The organism is Neobacillus sp. S1227 (genome assembly GCF_055385255.1).
Genome location: NZ_AP038276.1, coordinates 4220350 through 4240973, shown reverse-complemented (window position 1 = coordinate 4240973; position 20624 = coordinate 4220350). Strand labels below are relative to the sequence as shown.

20 protein-coding genes are annotated in these 20624 nt (G+C 41.1%); 18 read left to right on the top strand and 2 right to left on the bottom strand.

Features of this window, described 5'->3' with window-relative positions; all coding sequences use genetic code 11:
- Positions 1-13 precede the first annotated feature (13 nt).
- From ACZ5AE_RS21275 to spo0A, 12 genes are all read left to right on the top strand, one after another.
- On the top strand, positions 14-421 hold the full coding sequence (locus ACZ5AE_RS21275) for an Asp23/Gls24 family envelope stress response protein (protein ID WP_464566557.1): 408 nt from the start codon (positions 14-16) through the stop codon (positions 419-421).
- 300 nt (positions 422-721) lie between these two features.
- On the top strand, positions 722-1120 hold the full coding sequence (gene nusB, locus ACZ5AE_RS21270; protein WP_464566556.1) for a transcription antitermination factor NusB: 399 nt from the start codon (positions 722-724) through the stop codon (positions 1118-1120).
- Between the two features lie 32 nt (positions 1121-1152).
- A complete protein-coding gene (gene folD / locus ACZ5AE_RS21265; RefSeq protein WP_464566555.1) occupies positions 1153-2010 on the top strand; it encodes a bifunctional methylenetetrahydrofolate dehydrogenase/methenyltetrahydrofolate cyclohydrolase FolD in 858 nt (285 codons plus the stop codon).
- Between the two features lie 124 nt (positions 2011-2134).
- Entirely contained in the window at positions 2135-3490 is a 1356-nt protein-coding gene (gene xseA / locus ACZ5AE_RS21260; RefSeq protein WP_464566554.1) for an exodeoxyribonuclease VII large subunit, read from the top strand.
- Positions 3480-3713 carry an exodeoxyribonuclease VII small subunit gene (locus tag ACZ5AE_RS21255; RefSeq protein WP_213120240.1) on the top strand — a complete coding sequence of 78 codons (234 nt, stop codon included), beginning with the start codon at positions 3480-3482 and terminating at the stop codon, positions 3711-3713. The genes xseA and ACZ5AE_RS21255 overlap by 11 nt, the downstream gene beginning before the upstream one ends.
- 2 nt (positions 3714-3715) lie before the next feature.
- Entirely contained in the window at positions 3716-4609 is an 894-nt protein-coding gene (locus ACZ5AE_RS21250; RefSeq protein WP_464566553.1) for a polyprenyl synthetase family protein, read from the top strand.
- 158 nt (positions 4610-4767) lie between these two features.
- Positions 4768-6663 carry a 1-deoxy-D-xylulose-5-phosphate synthase gene (gene dxs, locus ACZ5AE_RS21245; RefSeq protein ID WP_464566552.1) on the top strand — a complete coding sequence of 632 codons (1896 nt, stop codon included), beginning with the start codon at positions 4768-4770 and terminating at the stop codon, positions 6661-6663.
- 3 nt (positions 6664-6666) lie between these two features.
- Complete coding sequence (locus tag ACZ5AE_RS21240) at positions 6667-7497, top strand: TlyA family RNA methyltransferase (protein WP_464566551.1); 831 nt, start codon at positions 6667-6669, stop codon at positions 7495-7497.
- Positions 7498-7641: 144 nt separating this feature from the next.
- Positions 7642-8091, top strand: a complete 450-nt coding sequence (gene ahrC / locus ACZ5AE_RS21235) for a transcriptional regulator AhrC/ArgR (protein WP_464566550.1) — start codon at positions 7642-7644, stop codon at positions 8089-8091.
- 16 nt (positions 8092-8107) lie between these two features.
- Complete coding sequence (recN, locus tag ACZ5AE_RS21230) at positions 8108-9796, top strand: DNA repair protein RecN (RefSeq protein WP_464566549.1); 1689 nt, start codon at positions 8108-8110, stop codon at positions 9794-9796.
- Between the two features lie 122 nt (positions 9797-9918).
- Positions 9919-11208 carry a SpoIVB peptidase gene (gene spoIVB, locus ACZ5AE_RS21225; protein ID WP_464566548.1) on the top strand — a complete coding sequence of 430 codons (1290 nt, stop codon included), beginning with the start codon at positions 9919-9921 and terminating at the stop codon, positions 11206-11208.
- 271 nt (positions 11209-11479) lie between these two features.
- Positions 11480-12274, top strand: coding sequence for a sporulation transcription factor Spo0A (spo0A, locus tag ACZ5AE_RS21220; protein WP_464566547.1), 795 nt, complete (start codon positions 11480-11482; stop codon positions 12272-12274).
- Positions 12275-12404: 130 nt separating this feature from the next.
- Here spo0A and ACZ5AE_RS21215 read toward each other — a convergent pair whose 3' ends face one another.
- Positions 12405-12545: a YycC family protein gene (locus tag ACZ5AE_RS21215; protein ID WP_464566546.1), complete on the bottom strand. Its 141-nt coding sequence runs from the start codon at positions 12543-12545 to the stop codon at positions 12405-12407.
- A 36-nt stretch (positions 12546-12581) separates the two neighbouring features.
- On the opposite strand from ACZ5AE_RS21215, the gene ACZ5AE_RS21210 reads away from it, so the two are divergent.
- Positions 12582-13310: a glycerophosphodiester phosphodiesterase gene (locus tag ACZ5AE_RS21210; RefSeq protein WP_464566545.1), complete on the top strand. Its 729-nt coding sequence runs from the start codon at positions 12582-12584 to the stop codon at positions 13308-13310.
- A gap of 10 nt (positions 13311-13320) precedes the next feature.
- Here ACZ5AE_RS21210 and ACZ5AE_RS21205 read toward each other — a convergent pair whose 3' ends face one another.
- Complete coding sequence (locus ACZ5AE_RS21205; protein ID WP_464566544.1) at positions 13321-13569, bottom strand: DUF2627 domain-containing protein; 249 nt, start codon at positions 13567-13569, stop codon at positions 13321-13323.
- Between the two features lie 169 nt (positions 13570-13738).
- Here ACZ5AE_RS21205 and ACZ5AE_RS21200 point away from each other — a divergent pair, with 169 nt between their 5' ends.
- The 5 genes from ACZ5AE_RS21200 (at position 13739) to lpdA (ending at position 20624) form a co-directional block, all read left to right on the top strand.
- On the top strand, positions 13739-15814 hold the full coding sequence (locus ACZ5AE_RS21200) for a sigma-54 interaction domain-containing protein (protein ID WP_464566543.1): 2076 nt from the start codon (positions 13739-13741) through the stop codon (positions 15812-15814).
- Positions 15815-15945: 131 nt separating this feature from the next.
- The gene (yqiS, locus tag ACZ5AE_RS21195; protein ID WP_464566542.1) at positions 15946-16851 is read left to right on the top strand and encodes a phosphate butyryltransferase; all 906 of its coding nucleotides are present in this window, start codon (positions 15946-15948) and stop codon (positions 16849-16851) included.
- Between the two features lie 28 nt (positions 16852-16879).
- Complete coding sequence (gene bcd, locus ACZ5AE_RS21190; protein ID WP_464566541.1) at positions 16880-17983, top strand: branched-chain amino acid dehydrogenase; 1104 nt, start codon at positions 16880-16882, stop codon at positions 17981-17983.
- 94 nt (positions 17984-18077) lie between these two features.
- Positions 18078-19181, top strand: coding sequence for a butyrate kinase (gene buk, locus ACZ5AE_RS21185; protein WP_464566540.1), 1104 nt, complete (start codon positions 18078-18080; stop codon positions 19179-19181).
- 21 nt (positions 19182-19202) lie between these two features.
- Positions 19203-20624 carry a dihydrolipoyl dehydrogenase gene (lpdA, locus tag ACZ5AE_RS21180; protein ID WP_464566539.1) on the top strand — a complete coding sequence of 474 codons (1422 nt, stop codon included), beginning with the start codon at positions 19203-19205 and terminating at the stop codon, positions 20622-20624.

The window sequence follows — 20624 nt, the reverse complement described above, 5'->3', positions numbered from 1 at the left end:
GAGGGATCGCACGATGAGTGAATTTAGCATTTTGGAAATGGAACATGAAAACAATGGCCTGGGGAAAATTGAAATTGCTCCTGAAGTAATTGAAGTGATTGCTGGTATTGCCGCTTCCGAGGTTGAAGGTGTAGCCGGAATGCGCGGAAACTTTGCAACAGGTGTTGTGGAGCGTTTAGGCAAGAAAAATCACGGAAAAGGCGTAAAGGTAGAACTGACAGAGACAGGGATCAAAATTGATGTATACTGTTTAATGAAATTTGGAATTTCCATTCCTGCAGTTGCAGGGGAAATTCAAGAAAATATTCGCCAAGCACTACTTAACATGACCGCACTGGAAGCGGAAGAGGTAAACATCCACGTAGTCGGCGTCCAATTCGAAACCCAGAAAGTAGAACCAATCGTGGATGAAGAAGTATAAAAAGCAAAAAACCAAAGGATTCGCTCCTTTGGTTTTTTGGTTTCAGGGCTAATAAAAAAGAATAAAATTTTCCCGAATTTTATTCTTTCTTAACGCATAAGTGCAACTGCGCCTTTGTCTTCGCCCTTAAAGGCTCGCCAATCGGCGAGTTTTCTTTGTGAAATCGATTTCAAAGTGCGAATCAATTTTAATTATGCTATTATCAATTTATGTCTAAGGTTTCGACATTATTTTAATAATATTAAATGGATGAAAAATAGTCATTACTAACTTAAAATCCCAAAAGGAGTTAACGGTATAATGAAAAGAAGAACTGCAAGAGAAAAGGCTTTACAAGCACTCTTTCAAATTGATGTCTCACAGAGCGAGCCATCCTCTGCAATTGAACATGTATTGGAAGGGGATGCAGGCGACGATTATCTATCCCAGCTTGTTTTGGGAGTCGTCGAGCATAAAGACAAAATTGACAAGCTAATCATCGAGAACTTGGAAAAATGGTCTATTGACCGTTTGGCGGCAGTTGACAGAAATATTTTAAGAATAGCTGCCTATGAATTAAAATTTATGCAGCCAGATGTCCCTGAAAATGTGATTTTAGATGAAGCAATAGAGATTGCCAAAATATATGGAGATGACCAATCAAGCAAGTTTATTAATGCTATTCTTTCAAAAGTAAAGCAAAAGCTAGTTATGGAATAACAAATAGGATTAAGGGAAAGGAGAAAAAGAAAATGACAGCTGTTATTATCAATGGAAAAGAAGTCGCTGACAAAAAAAAGCATGAAATTGCCCAAGAGGTATCCAAGCTAAAAAGCCAAGGGGTAACCCCGGGCTTAGCGGTAATCCTTGTCGGCAATAATCATGCATCCCGAACTTACGTCACCAATAAAGAGAAAACATGTAAAGATCTTGGCATGAACTCCTTATTAATTGAAATGCCAGAAGAAACATCAGAGGCGGTACTTCTTGCAAAGATTGAAGAGCTGAATAATGATGCTGCTATCCATGGCATTTTGGTCCAGCTTCCACTGCCAAAGCATATTGATGAGACAAAGGTCATCGAAACGATTTCTCCTTTAAAAGATGTTGACGGCTTTCACCCCATTAACATAGGCCGAATGATGACTGGACAAAACACGTTTTTGCCATGCACACCCTATGGAATTATGGTACTACTAGAGGAATATGGAATTTCTGTTGCCGGAAAACATGCAGTTGTTGTTGGCAGAAGCAACATAGTCGGAAAGCCGGTTGGCCAATTACTGCTTAATCAGCACGCAACTGTCACCTATTGCCATTCAAGAACGCATGATTTAGTCGAGCAAACAAGACAGGCAGATATTCTGGTTGCAGCCGTGGGAATTCCAAACTTTATTACTGCTGAACATGTTAAAGATGGGGCAGTGGTTATTGATGTTGGTATTAACCGAAATGAGGCTGGAAAGCTTTGCGGAGATGTGGCATTTGCTGAAGTTAGTGAAAAGGCTGGGTACATAACTCCTGTTCCAAAGGGTGTTGGACCGATGACGATTACAATGCTTATGTATAATACGTTACAGTCTGCGAAGGAAAGTATGAACCGCAAATAAGTCAAAGAAAATGTCCTTATCTATGATGATTAGCCATTATGTTCTTTTTGCGGACAAACCAGGGGGCTGATTATATAATAGATAAGGACAGTTTTTATCTTATGGACTTAAAAAAGGAGAACCTATGCAGGAACAAAGATATTTATCTGTGAATGCTTTAACTAAGTACATTAAAAGAAAATTTGATGCAGACCCGCATTTAAGGGACCTTCATGTCCGCGGGGAAATTTCGAATTTTAAGCAGCATTCAAGCGGACATATGTATTTTACGCTAAAGGACGAAAAGGCACGAATTCTAGCTGTTATGTTCTCAAGCCACTCCAAGGCAATGAAATTTCAGCCGGAAAATGGGATGAAAGTAATTATCAAAGGTGACATCACTGTTTATGAGCCAAGCGGACAGTATCAAATTTATATTAAAGACATGCAGCCAGATGGAATTGGCGAATTATTTCTCGCATATGAACAACTAAAACAAAGGCTTGAAGCAGAAGGCTTGTTTGCATCAGAGAGAAAAAAGGCACTGCCTCTGTTTCCGAAAACAGTTGGCGTCATAACCTCCCCGACTGGTGCTGCAATCCGTGATATAATCACAACGATTAAAAGGCGGTTTCCAATCGTCAATATTCTGGTGTTTCCAGCCCTAGTGCAGGGGGATAACGCAGCTCCTTCTATTGCAAAGGCCATTGAAAAAGCCAATAATAAAGACATTGATGTATTAATAGTCGGCCGCGGAGGCGGATCGATAGAGGAGCTTTGGGCATTTAACGAAGAGCTTGTAGCCAGGGCCATTTACCAATCGGCCATTCCAATAATCTCGGCTGTTGGACATGAAACTGATTTTACCATTGCTGATTTCGTTGCTGATTTAAGGGCACCTACTCCGACCGGTGCCGCAGAACTTGCTGTTCCGCATATAGAGGAATTGCTGGACCGAACCTTGCAACGGCAAACAAGACTTATCCGCGCTATGCAGGAAAAATTCCGATATGAGAGAGAACGATTAAATCGCGTACAAAAATCTTATGCTTTTCGTTATCCGCAGCGCCTACATGAACAGAAACTTGAACAGGTTGATAAGGAGACAGAAAGACTTGTGCGTGGCATATCGCGATTATTCTCATTAAAAAATGAGCAGTTAACCAATTTGGATAAATCACTCGAGCGAAACCACCCAAGTGAGGCATTGCTGGAAGCAGGAAAACAGTTCGAACGTACCCATAAAGAATTGAACCGGGCATTAAAGCAAATCCTGACAAAAAAACAAACTGACTTTGATCATATGCTTTCGACCTTGCAGGCGCTTAGCCCTCTAAAAATAATGGAGCGGGGCTACAGCTTGTCTTACACAGGGGATAACCGACTTGTTAAAAGTGTCAATCAAGTGAAAGTGTCTGATCATGTCCAAATTCAGCTGACTGATGGCAATCTATTCTGTAAAGTGGAAGAGATAAAGGAGAGGGATAAAAGTGACAAATGAACAAAAATTAACCTTTGAAGAGGCAATGAACAAGCTCGAACAGATTGTCGGGAAGCTTGAGGAAGGAGATGTCCCTTTAGAGGAAGCGATTATTTATTATAAAGAAGGGATGGAGTTATCTAAGCTTTGCCATGATAAATTGAAAAGTGTTGAGGAACAATTAACGCAAATTATTACGGAGGATGGACGTACGGAGAATTTCTCGGTCGTTGAGGAGGAATAGATTTGGAAACCGGTCAGTTAGGGGCATTTACAAAACAATATAAGCAGCTGCTTGAAAGTAATCTGCGTTCTCTGGTTGGAAAGCTGGACGCACCAGCTATAATAAAAGAATCTATGATCTATTCCCTTGAAGCAGGTGGAAAGAGGATTCGACCTCTCTTGGTTTTTGCTACAATAGATGCATTTGGAATGGATCCGAAAAAGGGGCTTTCTGCAGCAGCAGCGATTGAAATGATTCACACTTATTCTTTAATTCATGATGATTTGCCAAGCATGGATAATGATGATCTTAGACGAGGAAAGCCGACAAATCATAAAGTTTTCGGTGATGCTGTTGCAACTCTGGCTGGTGATGCTCTGTTAACCTACAGCTTTGAGGTGCTTGGAAATATTCCAAATGACTCTATTACTGCAGAAACAAAACTAAAACTAATCGTTGAAATGGCTAAGGCAGCTGGCACGGAAGGTATGGTTGGCGGCCAGGTGGCAGATATGGAGGGAGAAGGAAAATCCCTTACCCTTCAGGAACTTGAATATATTCATATCCATAAAACTGGTAAGCTGTTAGGATTTAGTGTTTTAGCTGGTGCATTGATTGCCGGTGCGAATCAAAGGCAAATAGAGAGTCTATCTGCATTCGCTCATCACTTGGGACTTGCTTTTCAAATACAGGATGATATTTTGGATGTAGTTGGGAATGAGCAGGAGATTGGAAAACCGGTAGGAAGTGACACAACCAATTCAAAAAGCACCTATCCAAAATTGCTATCTCTTGATGGCGCGAAGGAGGCCCTCCGTGTGCAGACTCAACGAGCCAAAGAAAACCTGGCGAAAACCGGTTTAAATACAACTTTATTAATGGAAATTACCGATTTGGTCGCTTCCCGAAACCATTGAAAAACAGTGATTTGAGGCAATAGATTAAGTATGTTATAATTGTTTCCATGTGGAAAACGTTGTCATTCTGCCGTTATCACGATTGTGTTAGCGGCTATTTTATCATTATCTGTAAAGACACCTTAGAACGAAAAAGTATGAAAGTGAGTGGTCCATAAATGGATCTATTATCAATAAAAGACCCAGCCTTTTTAAAAGGGATGTCCAATAAAGAGCTGGAGGCTTTAAGTCAAGAAATTCGACAATTCTTGATTGAAAAGCTGTCTGTCACTGGTGGGCATATCGGTCCAAATCTTGGGGTAGTTGAATTAACCATTGCTTTACATAAATGCTTCGACAGCCCGAAGGACAAAATTATTTGGGATGTCGGTCACCAATCCTATGTTCACAAAATTCTAACTGGAAGAGCCTGTGAATTTGATACGTTAAGACAATTTAAGGGCTTATGCGGCTTTCCGAAACGGATTGAAAGCGAGCATGATGTGTGGGAGACGGGACATAGTTCTACATCTCTTTCGGCGGCTATGGGAATGGCAATTGCAAGGGACTTAAAAAAGGAAAAGAACTTTGTCTTACCAGTGATTGGTGATGGGGCCTTAACAGGAGGAATGGCGCTCGAGGCATTGAATCATATTGGCCATGAAAAAAAGGATATGATCGTTATTTTAAATGATAATGAGATGTCCATCGCCCCGAATGTCGGCGCGCTTCATAACATCCTTAGTCAATTGCGGACAGCGGGCAAATATCAATGGGTCAAGGATGAGCTTGAAGTCCTTTTGAAGAAGGTGCCTGCAGTCGGCGGAGTGCTGGCTGCGACAGCGGAACGCATTAAGGACAGCCTAAAATATTTACTGGTTTCCGGTATGTTTTTTGAAGAACTTGGTTTTACGTATCTTGGTCCAATTGATGGCCATAATTTCGAAGATTTATTTGAAAACTTCAGCTATGCCAAAAAGACCGAAGGACCTGTACTTCTTCACGTCATAACAAAGAAGGGGAAGGGGTTTAAACCGGCAGAGACCGATAAAACAGGAACATGGCATGGGACCGGCCCATATAAAATGGATACCGGCGATTTTGTTAAACCGAATAAAAAACAGCCGCCAGCCTGGAGCAGTCTTGTCAGTGAAACTGTGCGCAGGATGGCACGAAGCGATGAAAGGATAGTCGCGATTACACCGGCCATGCCTGTCGGCTCAAAGCTTGAAGGTTTTGCAAAGGAATTTCCAGACCGAATGTACGATGTTGGAATTGCCGAACAGCATGCCGCAACTGTCGCTGCAGGCCTGGCAACCCAGAATATGAAGCCGTTCTTAGCCATTTACTCGACCTTCCTGCAGCGGGCTTATGACCAGGTGGTCCATGATATTGCCCGGCAGAAATTAAATGTTTTTATCGGTATTGACCGAGCTGGCCTAGTCGGTGCAGATGGTGAAACCCATCAAGGTGTGTTTGATGTTGCCTTCCTAAGACATATTCCAAACATGGTGCTAATGATGCCAAAGGACGAAAACGAAGGCCAGCACATGGTTTATACGGCATTGACCTATGATGACGGTCCAATTGCTATGAGATTCCCACGCGGCAATGGTTTAGGGGTTCCGATGGACGAGGAATTACGGCGCCTTCCAATCGGGTCCTGGGAGGTTTTAAAAGAGGGCGATGACGCTGCTATTTTGACTTTTGGCACGACTGTTCCAATGGCCATGGCAGCGGCTGAAATTCTTGGAAAGCAAGGAATCTCAGTTAAGGTAGTAAATGCTCGTTTCATTAAACCAATGGATGAAAAAATGCTAAGCGGCATCTTGAACGAAAATATCCCTATTCTCACCATTGAAGAGGCGGTTTTACAGGGCGGATTTGGCAGCGCGGTCCTTGAATTTGCACACGATAAGGGATATTATTATTCGCAAATTGACAGAATGGGTATCCCTGACCAGTTTATTGAACATGGGGATGTAGGCTCCCTTCTTGAAGAAATTGGGTTAACAACAGAAGAAGCTGTTAAACGGGTTTCCGTTTTGGCTAGGAAAAAACAACAAAGGGCATAAACAATGAAAAACAAAGAGCGTTTAGATGTATTATTAGTGGAAAAAGGTTTATTTGAAACTCGTGAAAAAGCCAAAAGGGCCATAATGGCAGGTCTCGTTTATGGAAATGAAGAGAGGCTTGATAAGCCGGGTGAAAAAGTAAAAATCGATATTTCACTAAGTGTAAAGGGAAATGTGCTCCCATATGTTAGCCGAGGCGGGTTGAAGCTGGAAAAAGCCCTCAAGGTTTTTGATGTAAGTGTCAACGACAAGGTTCTGATTGATATTGGGGCATCAACTGGGGGATTTACTGATTGTGCCCTGCAAAATGGAGCCAAGATGTCATATGCCTTGGATGTCGGTTATAATCAGCTGGCGTGGAAGCTGCGCCAGGATGAACGGGTCGTTGTGATGGAAAGGACGAATTTCCGCTATGTCACCCCTGCTGATTTAAGCAGGGAAATGCCCAATTTTGCCGTAATCGATGTATCTTTTATTTCTCTAACCTTAATTTTGCCAGTATTGAAAACACTTTTAGTTCCAGAGAGCGACATTATTGCGTTAATTAAACCCCAGTTTGAGGCGGGCCGTGAACAGGTAGGTAAAAAAGGAATCGTACGTGATGAAAAGGTCCACTTACAGGTTATTGACAAAATTATTGATTTTTCGATAACTCAAGGCTATACGGCGGCCAATTTATCCTTCTCACCGATTACTGGCGGGGATGGAAACATTGAATTTCTTCTTCACCTTAAATGGGAAGGCGAACGGGGGGCGGGCGTTAACTCTCTGCCTGCAGACCCCGAGACAATAGTTAAAGAAGCACATAAAGAATTTCATACAAAAAAACAATAAAAGGATGGGCATTTGCTTATCCTTTTTCAATGCAGTTTTTGCATATTAATGTATTTTTATAAAAGAAAAAATGTACAAGTTTTTAAAAATGGGCTAACATATGAGTAGAAGTGCTCATTTTGTATTTTAAACAGGAGTGGAAGAATGAATAAAGGCCAACGTCACATTAAAATAAGAGAAATTATTGCGGGAAATGATATTGAAACGCAGGATGAGCTAGTCGAGGAACTAAGAAGTGCTGGTTATAACGTAACCCAGGCAACAGTATCTCGTGATATAAAAGAATTACATTTGGTTAAAGTTCCATTAAGTGACGGGCGTTATAAATACAGCCTGCCTGCGGACCAAAGGTTTAACCCGCAGCAAAAGTTGAAACGGGCTTTAATGGATGCTTTTATCCGCGTTGATTCGGCAGGGCATATGCTCGTAATGAAATGTCTGCCCGGCAACGCTATGGCAATTGGCGCGTTAATAGATCACCTCGATTGGGATGAAATTCTTGGAACCATCTGCGGTGACGATACAATGCTGATTATTTGCCGGACACCGGAGGATACAGAGGTTATTACAAAGCGGTTCTTAGATATGCTTTGATTTGGGGGAGAGTCTCTTGTTGTCAGAACTATCGATTAAAAATTTCGCGATTATCGAAGCCTTAACGATTTCTTTTGAAAAAGGTTTAACTGTTTTAACGGGGGAAACGGGCGCGGGAAAATCGATTATTATTGATGCCATTCATTTGCTGGCAGGAGGTAGAGGGTCGGCTGAATTTGTCCGGCATGGTGAAGATAAGGCAGAAATTGAAGGTTTGTTTCAAATTGACGAACCTCAGCACCCGGTCTACTTAAAGGCGCTTGAATTTGGTATTGATATAGAGGAAGGTATGGTCATATTGCGGCGGGATATTTCCCGCTCTGGAAAAAGCGTCTGCCGTGTAAATGGTAAGCTCGTAACCATTTCAACACTTAGGGAAATCGGTTCCGCTCTTGTTGATATCCATGGTCAGCATGAACATCAGGAACTGATGGATGAAACGAGGCATCTGCCGCTTCTCGACCAATTTGGAGCTGAAGAAATTGCTTCTTCTTTAGAAGAGTATCAGGAGGTTTTTGCGCGCTTTGAGAGGACGCGCCAGAAACTTAAAGCGTTAAGTGAAAACGACCAGCAGATGGCCCATCGTCTGGATTTGATCCTTTTTCAGCTAAACGAAATACAAAAAGCTGATTTAAAGCTTCACGAAGATGAAGAATTAGCTGAGGAAAAAAGGAAATTGGCGAATTTCGAGAAGGTCTATGGGGCTTTTCAATTATGTTATTCCGCATTAAACGGCGAGCAAAAAGGACTTGACTGGATTGGCATGGCCATGGGCCATCTCGAAGATGCCGCTTCCCTTGATACCAGCTATAAAGAATTATATGAACTAGTGTCCAATTGCTATTATCAGCTGGAAGATGCCGCCCAGTCCTTAAGAAATAAAATGGAAGATATGGAATTTGACCCGCAAAGATTACATGAAATCGAAGACCGCTTGAATGAAATCAACCAATTAAAACGAAAATACGGCAGAAGCATTAAGGAAATATTAGAATATGCGGCAAAAATAGAAGAAGAAATTGAAACATTGCAAAATAAAGAAACGCATATCAGTGAATTGGAAAAAGAGTTGGCCTCCATCAATAAGGATTTAATTCTTGAGGCAAAGGAATTATCAGCCCTTAGGCAAAAGTGGGCTAAGAACCTTACCGGTCTTATACATACAGAGCTAAAGGAATTGTATATGGAAAAAACTGTTTTTGAAATACGAATTGAAACGGAGCCTCAGCCTTTTTCAAAAACGGGAATAGACCATGTTCAGTTCTATATTTCCACCAATCCCGGCGAGCCGCTAAAGCCACTCTCAAAAGTGGCATCCGGCGGGGAACTGTCACGCATCATGCTGGCGTTAAAAAGTATTTTTTCCAAACATCAGGGCGTTACTTCAATTATTTTTGATGAAGTGGATACGGGTGTAAGCGGAAGGGTTGCTCAAGCGATTGCTGAAAAAATTTATAAAGTATCAGTTAATTCACAGGTTTTATGTATTTCTCACCTGCCGCAAGTTGCAGCGATGGCAGACACTCACCTATTTATTTCGAAACTGATTAAAGGCGGAAGGACGACCACTTCGGTTAAGCCGCTAAATGAACAGGAAAAAATAAAAGAGGTTGGCCGCATGATTTCGGGGACCGAAATTACTGAGTTAACGAAACAACATGCGAAAGAATTACTGCAAATGGCAGAAGAAAATAAAAAAATTTGAAAAGCTATCCAACTTGGGTAGCTTTTTTATATAGAACAAAGTTATAAATGATTGTCAAGGAGGCAAAATTAAAGATGTAGCCATTTCAATTGCAGAAAAAGAAGCGAGGAGAGTGAAAAGATTTGAAATTAGAAATCGTTAGAAAAATAATTGGTGGAATTCTCCTTGTTTCATTATTCAGCCTTATTTTTTTTCAGCCTATGCGTGAATATTTAAGTGTTCCGAAGAATATTACCCTTTTTGAGGGGCAGGATTTTAGCTTTAAAAAGGCTGCATTTGTTTCAGCTTCGGTCCAATCACCCAATTCTAATATCACACTTGAACAGGAAAATGACTCAGTTGCTGTAAAAGCATCGGAAAATGGTAAGAACGAAATGCTATTAGAATTTGCAGGTATCCCCATTAAAAAGGTCGATGTAAATGTCTTAAAGGACTTTCGGGTGATTCCCGGCGGACAGTCAATAGGTGTAAAATTAAATACAGTTGGCGTATTAGTGGTTGGTCACCACCTAGTCAATACTGAAAACGGAAAGAAATCTCCAGGTGAAATTGCAGGAATAAAAGTTGGCGATATCATTACAGAAATTAATGGAAATAAGATTGAAAAAATGGCCGATGTTGCGCCATTCGTTCAAAGTGCTGGGCAGGATGGAAAACCGCTTGAAATGGCAATCAGCCGAGAAAGCGGTAAATTTACAACAAAATTGACTCCTTTGAAGGATAAAGGAGAAAACAGCTATAAACTTGGTTTGTATATTAGGGACTCGGCTGCGGGCATCGGAACGATGACATTTATTCACCCTCAATCGAAGAAATATGGTGCGCTTGGTCATGTCATATCGGATATGGATACAAAACAGCCAATTGTTGTTGAAGATGGGCAAATTGTTCGCTCTACGGTTACTTCCATTGAAAAAGGGAGCAACGGTGACCCCGGTGAAAAACTGGCCCGTTTCTCATCAGATCGTGAAATTGTAGGAAATATTAAAAAGAATAGTCCGTTTGGAATTTTTGGTGAGTTGAACAAAGAATTAAAAAATGGAGTATTGGATAAGCCGCTGCCAATTGCCCTATCCCATCAAGTAAAAGAAGGGCCTGCTAAGATTTTGACAGTGGTCAATGATGACAAAGTAGAAGAATTTAATGTAGAAATTGTCAGTACAATTCCGCAAAAGTTTCCGGCGACAAAAGGCATGGTCATCAAAGTGACCGACCCGAAACTGCTTGAAAAAACAGGTGGAATCATCCAAGGAATGAGCGGCAGTCCAATAATTCAGGATGGAAAATTAATCGGCGCTGTCACTCATGTGTTTGTGAATGATCCGACCTCCGGTTACGGTGTTCACATTGAATGGATGTTAAATGAAGCCGGAATTAACATATACGAAATGCCGAAAAATAAGGCAAGTTAAATTATAAGCAAAATAGGATAATTTACCTATTTTGCTTTTTCTTTGGTATAGATTTTTCGACAAAACTTAGTTATAATTTGGAAAAATAGCGTTTTTCGTCGAATTAATGAGAAAAATTAAGAAAAGATAAGATTTTATCACTATTTTAAGAAATATTAAAAAAATGAGAGGAATTTTTGTTGCATTGTCGAATTTCTAATTTAGAATAGAATTAGAGGATTTTTGACATTTACGAAATAGAGAATTGTGATAAATTGAGGAGGAACCGGAGTTGAAGAAGATAAAAGTATGTGTCGTGGATGACAATAGAGAACTTGTAGGGTTATTGGAGGATTACATTTCTTCTCAAGATGACATGGAAGTGGCAGGTGTAGCCCATAATGGCCAGGAATGCCTGGATATGTTAAATAATACTGACCCGGATGTACTTGTTCTTGATATTATCATGCCTCATCTTGACGGGCTGGCAGTACTTGAGCGCCTTCGCGACTTGAAAAAGGGAGTATTGCCAAATGTCATTATGTTAACAGCTTTTGGCCAGGAAGATGTTACGAAAAAAGCCGTGGAGCTTGGCGCCTCCTATTTTATTCTAAAGCCTTTTGATATGGAAAATTTAGGGAGCCACATTCGTCAGGTCAGCGGCAGCAGAAGTTCATTCTCCTCACGGAAAGTTTCCGCCTCCACCTATCGTACACAGCCAGATGCAAAACCAAAGAATCTCGACGCCAGCATCACAAGCATTATCCATGAAATTGGTGTACCTGCTCACATTAAAGGGTACTTATATTTGCGGGAAGCTATTGCGATGGTATTTAATGATATTGAACTGCTTGGCTCAATTACAAAAGTGTTATATCCTGATATTGCAAAAAAATATAATACAACCGCAAGCCGCGTGGAACGTGCCATTCGGCATGCCATTGAAGTAGCGTGGAGCCGCGGAAATATCGATTCCATTTCATCCCTATTTGGCTATACCGTCAGCATGTCCAAGGCAAAGCCAACCAATTCTGAATTCATTGCGATGGTGGCTGATAAGCTGCGTCTGGAGCATAAGGCCTCTTGAAAGGAATAATAATAAAAAAGCCTCATAATTGAGGCTTTTTATTATGCAATTTTTTAGCTAATAGGAATGCATAAATTCAACTACGCCTCATGAACCGTCCTGCCGGACTTGCCAATCAGCGAGTTTTTATTTACTTTGCATTATCTTTTTCCAATTCTATTAATTTTTGAATGAGAATATGCTGTGGCATATGCATAATCTGTTCTAGTGGGACTTTTAGTTTTTCGGACAGTTTGACAGCAGTTTCAGGTGATATTTGTAAAGGTTTCATATATGACCCTCCAATCTAGTTTAAGGAAGTGAAAAAATGACACAAATATTTGCTCACCGCGGTTTTTCAGCAACGCATGCTGAAAATACAATGAGTTCCTTTATTGCGGCTGAAAAAGCGGGTGCTGACGGGTTAGAGCTTGATGTCCAATTAACAAGTGATGGCGAAATCGTTGTCATTCATGATGAAAAAGTTGATCGCACTACAAACGGGAATGGCTTTGTGAAAGACTTTTCATACAAAGAGATCAGAAAATTTAATGCCAATAACAAAGGGTTTAAAAAAGAACCAATTCCTGCTCTGGAAGAAGTTTTGGAATGGATGAAAACTAATAAGCTCTTATGCAATATTGAATTTAAAAATGGTCTTATTCCATATGAAGGAATGGAACAAAAGGTGATTGATATGGTCAGAAAATACGATCTATCAGATCGAATCGTCATCTCTTCTTTTAATCATTATAGCATTGTCAACAGTTATAGAATGGCTCCTGAAATCGAAACAGCTCCCCTTTTTATCGAAAGTATTTATATGCCATGGGTGTACTCACAATCGATAAGGGCCAAGGGAATTCATCCTAAGCATTCGACGATACCGGATCATATTATTAAAACGACGATGGAGAACGGCATTGCCGTCCGCCCCTATACCGTTAACCGGGAAGCGGATATGCGCCGGTTCTTTCAAGTTAATTGCAGTGCTATTATAACAGATAATCCGGCTAGAGCCTTAAAGGTAAGAAAACAATATGAAAAGAGACCGTAAAAGGTCTCTTTTATTTTTTTATTCTCGTATCCTTAAATCGTGTTTGCACCTTATTTCGCTTTCTGTCGCGATATAGAATAAAACCGGCCACAAAACCTAAACCGCCCAAAAATAAGATTAAACCAACGATAAATTGCAGCCATAATCTCGGGAATGGCGCCTGCAGGACCCCAAAGGTCATATCACGCATTAATTTAATTCCAACCGCTGCAAAAAATCCAGGGATGACTAAAATGATGAGGGCAATAATCCGCTTCATAAAAATATCCTTCCGCTTTTTATTTAAGCATATCACATAAAAATAATAGTACATGGTTTTAATTTGTCAAGATGCGGGTTACGGTTTACAATTAATCTGAAAAAAATTGCATAATAAACAATCTAGAATAGAAAAATTTTGCGTACTTTTATATATAGGGGCTGTTTTCATGCAAAATATCATGATAGTCGGGGCCGGAAAAGGCGGAAGTGCCATTTTAAAAATTTTAAAAGAGTCGGAAGTGCTTAATGTCTCTGTTGTAATTGATCGGAACTTAGACGCGCCCGGTATCCTTTTAGCCCAAAAGGAAGGAATCAAAACTGGTACGGATTGGCGTCCATTTTTAACGGAAAACCTTGACATCATCATTGAAGTAACAGGAGATGAGCATGTTTTTCAAAAATTACGAAACGAAAAAAGTCAAAAAACGATCTTAATCCCAGGCAGTGTCGCCTTTCTTGTCTCTAAGTTAATGGAGGAAAAAGAAGAGCTAATTGAAAAACATCAATATGAATCCTATCTTCAGGAGCTTATTTTTAATTCGACCAATGATGGAATGGTGGTTATTGACCATCAAGGATATATCATTTTATTTAATCGAAGGGCCGAAGAAATGATGGGGATCGACAAAGAGGAGACAATCGGACAATATGTCACAGAGATCATTCCCCATAGCCGGCTGCCGATTATTTTGCAAACTAGAAGAATCGAAACAAATCAGGAAATGGTACTGGGAAATGGCCGCAAAATTATCACAACTAGGATACCTATTGTTGAGGAAAATGGAACTTTAATCGGTGCTCTCGCTGTATTTAAGGATATAACCGAAGTGGTAAAGCTTGCCGAGGAAATCACCGATTTAAAAGAGATTCAGACTATGCTCCAAGCGATTATTCATTCTAGTGACGATGCTATTTCCGTCGTGGATGAAGAGGGCAGGGGAATTCTTATTAATCCCGCCTACACAAGGTTAACAGGACTCACACAGGAGGAAGTAATCGGAAAACCTGCAACAGCTGATATTTCCGAAGGTGAGAGCATGCACATGAAGGTGCTGCAAACGAGAAGGGCTGTAAGAGGAGTGCCAATGAGAGTAGGACCCAACAAACGGGAAGTCATCGTCAATGTGGCGCCGATTATCGTAACCGGGAAATTGAAAGGCAGTGTTGGGGTCATTCATGATATGTCAGAAATGAAATCGCTTAGCAGGGAATTGAACAGGGCCAGGCAGTTAATTCGTAAGCTTGAAGCAAAATATACATTTGAGGATATTATCGGAAAATCGGATGAAATGATGCTTGCCATTGAGCAGGCCAAATTGGGAGCAAAAACCCCGGCGACAATTCTTCTGCGCGGTGAATCAGGTACAGGTAAAGAATTGTTTGCCCATGCGATCCATAATGCGAGCGAAAGAAAGTATAACAAGTTTATCCGTGTGAATTGCGCGGCCATTTCCGAATCGCTGCTTGAAAGTGAATTGTTTGGCTATGAAGAGGGGGCATTTTCGGGAGCGATAAGGGGAGGAAAGCGTGGGCTGTTTGAGGAAGCAAATAACGGAAGTATTTTTCTTGATGAAATAGGCGAGCTGTCCGCCAATACTCAGGCAAAGCTCCTCCGAGTTCTGCAGGAAAATGAAATTATCCGTGTAGGTGGAACTAAACCAATTACTATCAATGTACGAATCATTGCAGCCACTAATGTCAATTTAGAAAAGGGTATTGCGAAGGGTAGCTTTAGGGAAGACTTATACTATCGTTTGAATCGTATGCCAATTCACATTCCCCCATTGAGAAAACGGAAAGAGGAGATCCCCTCGTTATCAGAACGGTTGATTCAAAAAATTAACCGTGATTACGGACGGAACGTAGAAGGAATTACGCAGGCTGCTTTACATTTTTTGATGGAATATAATTGGCCGGGGAATGTCAGAGAATTGGAGAATATACTTGGCAGAGCGATTATTTTTATGAACTATTCCGAAACGTTCATTGATGTCCCTCATTTGCCGCAATTAACAAGTAATAAGATACATAATGATTATTTCGATGATCGGATACCGGATTCAATCTCTTTAGAGGGCACATTATCAGAAATGATTGAAAAGCATGAGGCAAAGATTATCCAGAAAACATTGGCCAGCCTCAACGGAAATAAAACACAAACTGCCAAAGCCCTTGGACTTTCAGTGAGAAACTTATATTATAAGCTAGAAAAATACAACCTTGAAAAAAATAGCATGCAATAAATTTCAAGGTGTGAAATTTATTGCATGCTTGTGATCTTTAAAATAAAGCGTTTTCATAAAGAGAACTTTGGCATGATTATTGCATATTAAATATATGGAATTGCAGGAAAGGTGAAAGGGTTGATGATAGTTTGCTACTTGAAACATTGATTGACAAAGCAACCCAAAATGGTGCTAAAACAGTTGCAGTTGCGGCTGCAGAAGACGAGGAAGTAATTGATGCAGTCCTTGATTCGCTAAATTGTAACTTGGCTCATTTTTTACTATTTGGTGATCAAGAAAAAATCAAGCCCATCCTTCAATTGAAAGGAATAGATGAAAATAGCGAGACTCGTCTTACGATTATCCATACTTCCTCATTAGCGGAAGCTGCTGATTCCGCTGTTAAAGCTGTCTCAAGTAAAGAGGCTCATGTGTTAATGAAAGGGAATCTTCCTACTAATATTATTTTAAAATCTGTTTTAAATAAGGAATTTGGCTTACGGACAGGGAATGTATTGTCGCACACAGCAGTATTCGAAGTACCAGGATTTACACGCTTTATTATCGTAACAGATGCCGCTATGAATATTGCTCCAGATTTACAGCAAAAGGTTCAAATCACCAATAATGCCGTTTCTTTGGCGAAGGCTATTGGGATTGAAACACCAAAGATCGCACCGATTGCGGCTGTCGAAGAAGTAAACCCTGCCATGCAGGCAACCTTGGATGCTGCTGCCTTAACCATGATGAACAGAAGGGGACAAATAAAAGGCTGCCTTATTGATGGTCCGCTTGCCTTGGATAACGCCATTTCGGCGCTTGCTGCAGAGCACAAAGGAATTCAGAGCGAGGTTGCAGGGGAGGCTGACATTCTTTTAGTACCTGCAATTGAAGTCGGAAACGCCTTATATAAATCATTAATTTATTTTGCAAATGCCAAAGTGGGTGCTGTCATCTCAGGAGCAAAAGCACCAATCGTTTTGACTTCAAGAGCCGATTCGGCTGAGAGCAAGCTGTATTCTCTGGCATTGGCGATATGTTCGATACAACAATAAAAGGTTTATTTTAAGAGGAGGAATTAACATGGAAATTTTCAAGTACTTAGAGACTTATGACTATGAGCAGGTAGTATTCTGCCAAGATAAACAATCTGGATTAAAAGCGATTATCGCCATTCATGATACAACCTTGGGACCAGCACTTGGCGGTACACGGATGTGGACATATGAATCAGAAGAAGCAGCAATCGAAGATGCGTTAAGACTTGCTAAAGGAATGACATACAAAAATGCGGCAGCAGGTTTAAATCTTGGCGGAGGTAAAACGGTAATCATCGGCGATCCGCGTAAGGATAAAAACGAAGAAATGTTCCGTGCTTTTGGGCGATATGTTCAAGGTTTGAATGGACGCTATATTACAGCGGAAGACGTTGGAACAACTGTTGCAGATATGGACTTGATTCATGAAGAAACTGACTATGTTACTGGTATTTCTCCCGCATTCGGTTCATCGGGAAATCCTTCTCCGGTAACGGCATATGGTGTATACCGTGGAATGAAAGCCGCAGCAAAGGCGGCATTTGGATCTGATTCCCTTGAAGGAAAGGTAGTTGCAATTCAAGGGGTTGGAAATGTAGCTTATAGTCTTTGCCGTCATTTACATGAAGAAGGTGCCCAGTTAATCGTTACAGATATAAATAGGGATGCCGTTAACCGTGCAGTAGAGGAATTTGGCGCCCGTGCAGTGGACCCAAATGAAATCTATGGAGTAGAGTGTGATATTTATGCTCCATGTGCTCTAGGGGCAACGGTTAATGACGATACCATCCCACAACTGAAGGCAAGAGTAATTGCTGGTTCTGCTAATAACCAATTAAAGGAAACCCGTCATGGCGACCTCATTCATGAAATGGGAATCGTATATGCACCTGATTACGTCATAAATGCAGGCGGAGTCATCAATGTTGCAGATGAATTGTATGGATATAACTATGAGCGGGCTATGAAAAAAGTAGAAACCATCTATAACAGCATTGAAAAAGTGATTGAAATTTCTAAGCGGGATGGCATTCCAACCTACGTTGCGGCAGACCGTATGGCAGAGGAACGGATTGAAAGAATGCGCAATTCTAGAAGCCAATTCCTGCAAAATGGACACAACATCTTAAGCAGAAGAAGAACCAGATAGCAAGATTTGGCAAAGCGCTGAATGGGAAAATTCAGCGTCTTTGCCTTTAATATTCGAAAGCAAGTGTTTCAGAAGTAAATTGGAGGTTTATCCGTTGTCAAATAAAGAATATCGAATTCTCGTCATTAACCCCGGTTCCACCTCCACAAAAATTGGAGTATTCGTTAATGAAAATTCCATTTTTGAAAAAAACCTTCGGCATGACATAGAGTGTCTTAATACTTTTGCTAATATTATTGACCAGTATGAATTCAGAAAGAATATGATTTTGGAGACCCTGGATCATGAAGGAATCAATATTTCGAAATTAAACGCTGTCTGTGGGCGGGGAGGCTTGCTTCGTCCAATCGAGGGCGGAACATATGCAGTTAACAACCAAATGCTAGAAGACCTTAGGAAAGGTTATTCCGGTCAGCATGCATCTAATCTCGGCGGTATCATTGCCTTTGAAATAGCTTCAGGACTGAATATTCCTTCATTTATCGTCGACCCGGTTGTAGTCGATGAGCTTGACCCCATCGCCAGAATTTCAGGCTTTTCATTAATTGAAAGAAAAAGCATTTTTCATGCTTTAAATCAAAAAGCTGTCGCCAGACGGGCTGCCAAAAAGCTTGGAAAAAAATACAACGAATTAAATTTGATTGTTACACATATGGGTGGCGGTATTACCGTCGGAGTACATAAACAGGGCAGGGTCATCGATGTCAATAATGGCCTGCATGGTGATGGTCCCTTCAGTCCCGAGCGTGCCGGAACGGTTCCGGCTGGTGATTTAGTAGCTTTATGCTATTCAGGTGAATATTTCAGGGAAGAAATTATAAAAAAGCTGGTCGGCCAAGGCGGGCTTGTCGGGTATCTTGGTACAAATGATGCGCTGGAGGTTGAGCAACGAATTGCGGCCGGAGACCAAGAGGCAAAGCTCATTTATAAAGCGATGGCGTACCAGGTGGCAAAAGAAATCGGGGCAGCGAGCGCTGTGCTCTCAGGTAAAGTGGATGCGATTATCTTTACAGGCGGTCTTGCATATGGTAATGATTTTGTAAATTCAATCATCGACCGGGTCAAGTGGATTGCGGATTGTATCGTCCACCCCGGTGAAAACGAGCTTCAGGCATTAGCGGAAGGCGCGCTAAGGATTTTACGAGGGGAAGAAGAGGTCAAGGAATACCAAGGGGATTTTAAAACAGTGAAAATTTAGGTGAATATTGGAGGGAACCAAATGGCACAAGAATATGATTTAGTCATACTTGGCGGAGGGACTGGCGGCTATGTAGCGGCGATCCGCGCCTCACAGCTTGGTTTGAAAACCGCAATTGTTGAAAAAGGCAAACTAGGAGGTACCTGTCTTCATAAAGGCTGTATTCCCAGTAAGGCACTGCTCAGGAGTGCGGAAGTGTTTGCAACGGCAAGCCGCAGCGATGAATTCGGTGTGATCACTGGAGAAGTTTCGGTTAATTTTGGCAAGGTTCAAGAACGAAAAAACAAAATTATTGACCAGTTGCATAAAGGTGTTCAGCATCTAATGAAGCAGGGGAAAATCGATGTTTATGAAGGAATTGGCAGGATATTAGGACCTTCGATTTTTTCGCCGATGCCAGGCACTATTTCCGTTGAAATGAACAATGGATCTGAAAATGAAATGCTTATCCCGAAAAATGTCATCATTGCAACCGGGTCAAGACCGAGGACATTGCCAGGCCTTGACATTGACGGCGAATATGTCATGACCTCTGATGAAGCTCTTCAGCTTGAATCCCTTCCCAGCTCAATCATTATTGTAGGTGGTGGAGTAATTGGAATTGAGTGGGCCTCAATGCTTTCTGATTTTGGCGTAGAGGTGACAGTTCTTGAGTATGCAGACAGAATAATACCGACAGAGGATCACGAGATTTCAAAAGAAATGCAGCGATTGATGAAGAAGCGGAAGATTAATATTATTACAAGCGCCAAAGTTCTTTCTGAAACATTGGTGAAAGATAATGGCGTGGCAATCTCGGCAGAAGTAAAGGGTTCAGTGAAAGAGTTCAAAGCAGAAAAGCTGCTTGTTTCTGTAGGGCGGCAGGCCAATATAGAAGGCATTGGACTCGATAATACAGAGATTCAAATTGAAAAAGGTTTTATTAAAACGAATGAGGTTTTTCAAACAAAAGAATCCCATATATATGCCATTGGTGATGTAATTGGGGGGCTGCAGCTTGCCCATGTTGCCTCACATGAAGGAATAATTGCCGTAGAACATATTGCCGGCGAAAAAACGTCACCGCTTAATTATGATCTAGTTTCCAGATGCATATACAGCAGTCCGGAGGTTTCCAGTGTTGGCATTACAGAGAATCAAGCAAAGGAAAATGGGCATAAAGTAAAAGTGGGGAAATTTTCTTTCCGTGCCATTGGGAAAGCCCTTGTATTTGGTGAAGCAGATGGATTTGTTAAAATTATTGCCGATGAGGAGACCGATGATATATTAGGGGTGCATATGATTGGACCTCATGTTACTGATATGATTTCGGAAGCTGGTCTTGCGATGGTGCTTGATGCTGTACCATGGGAAATTGCCCACACCATTCATCCTCATCCAACCCTTTCGGAAGCAATTGGTGAGGCGGCATTGGCTGTTGATGGGAAAGCCATACATGGATAG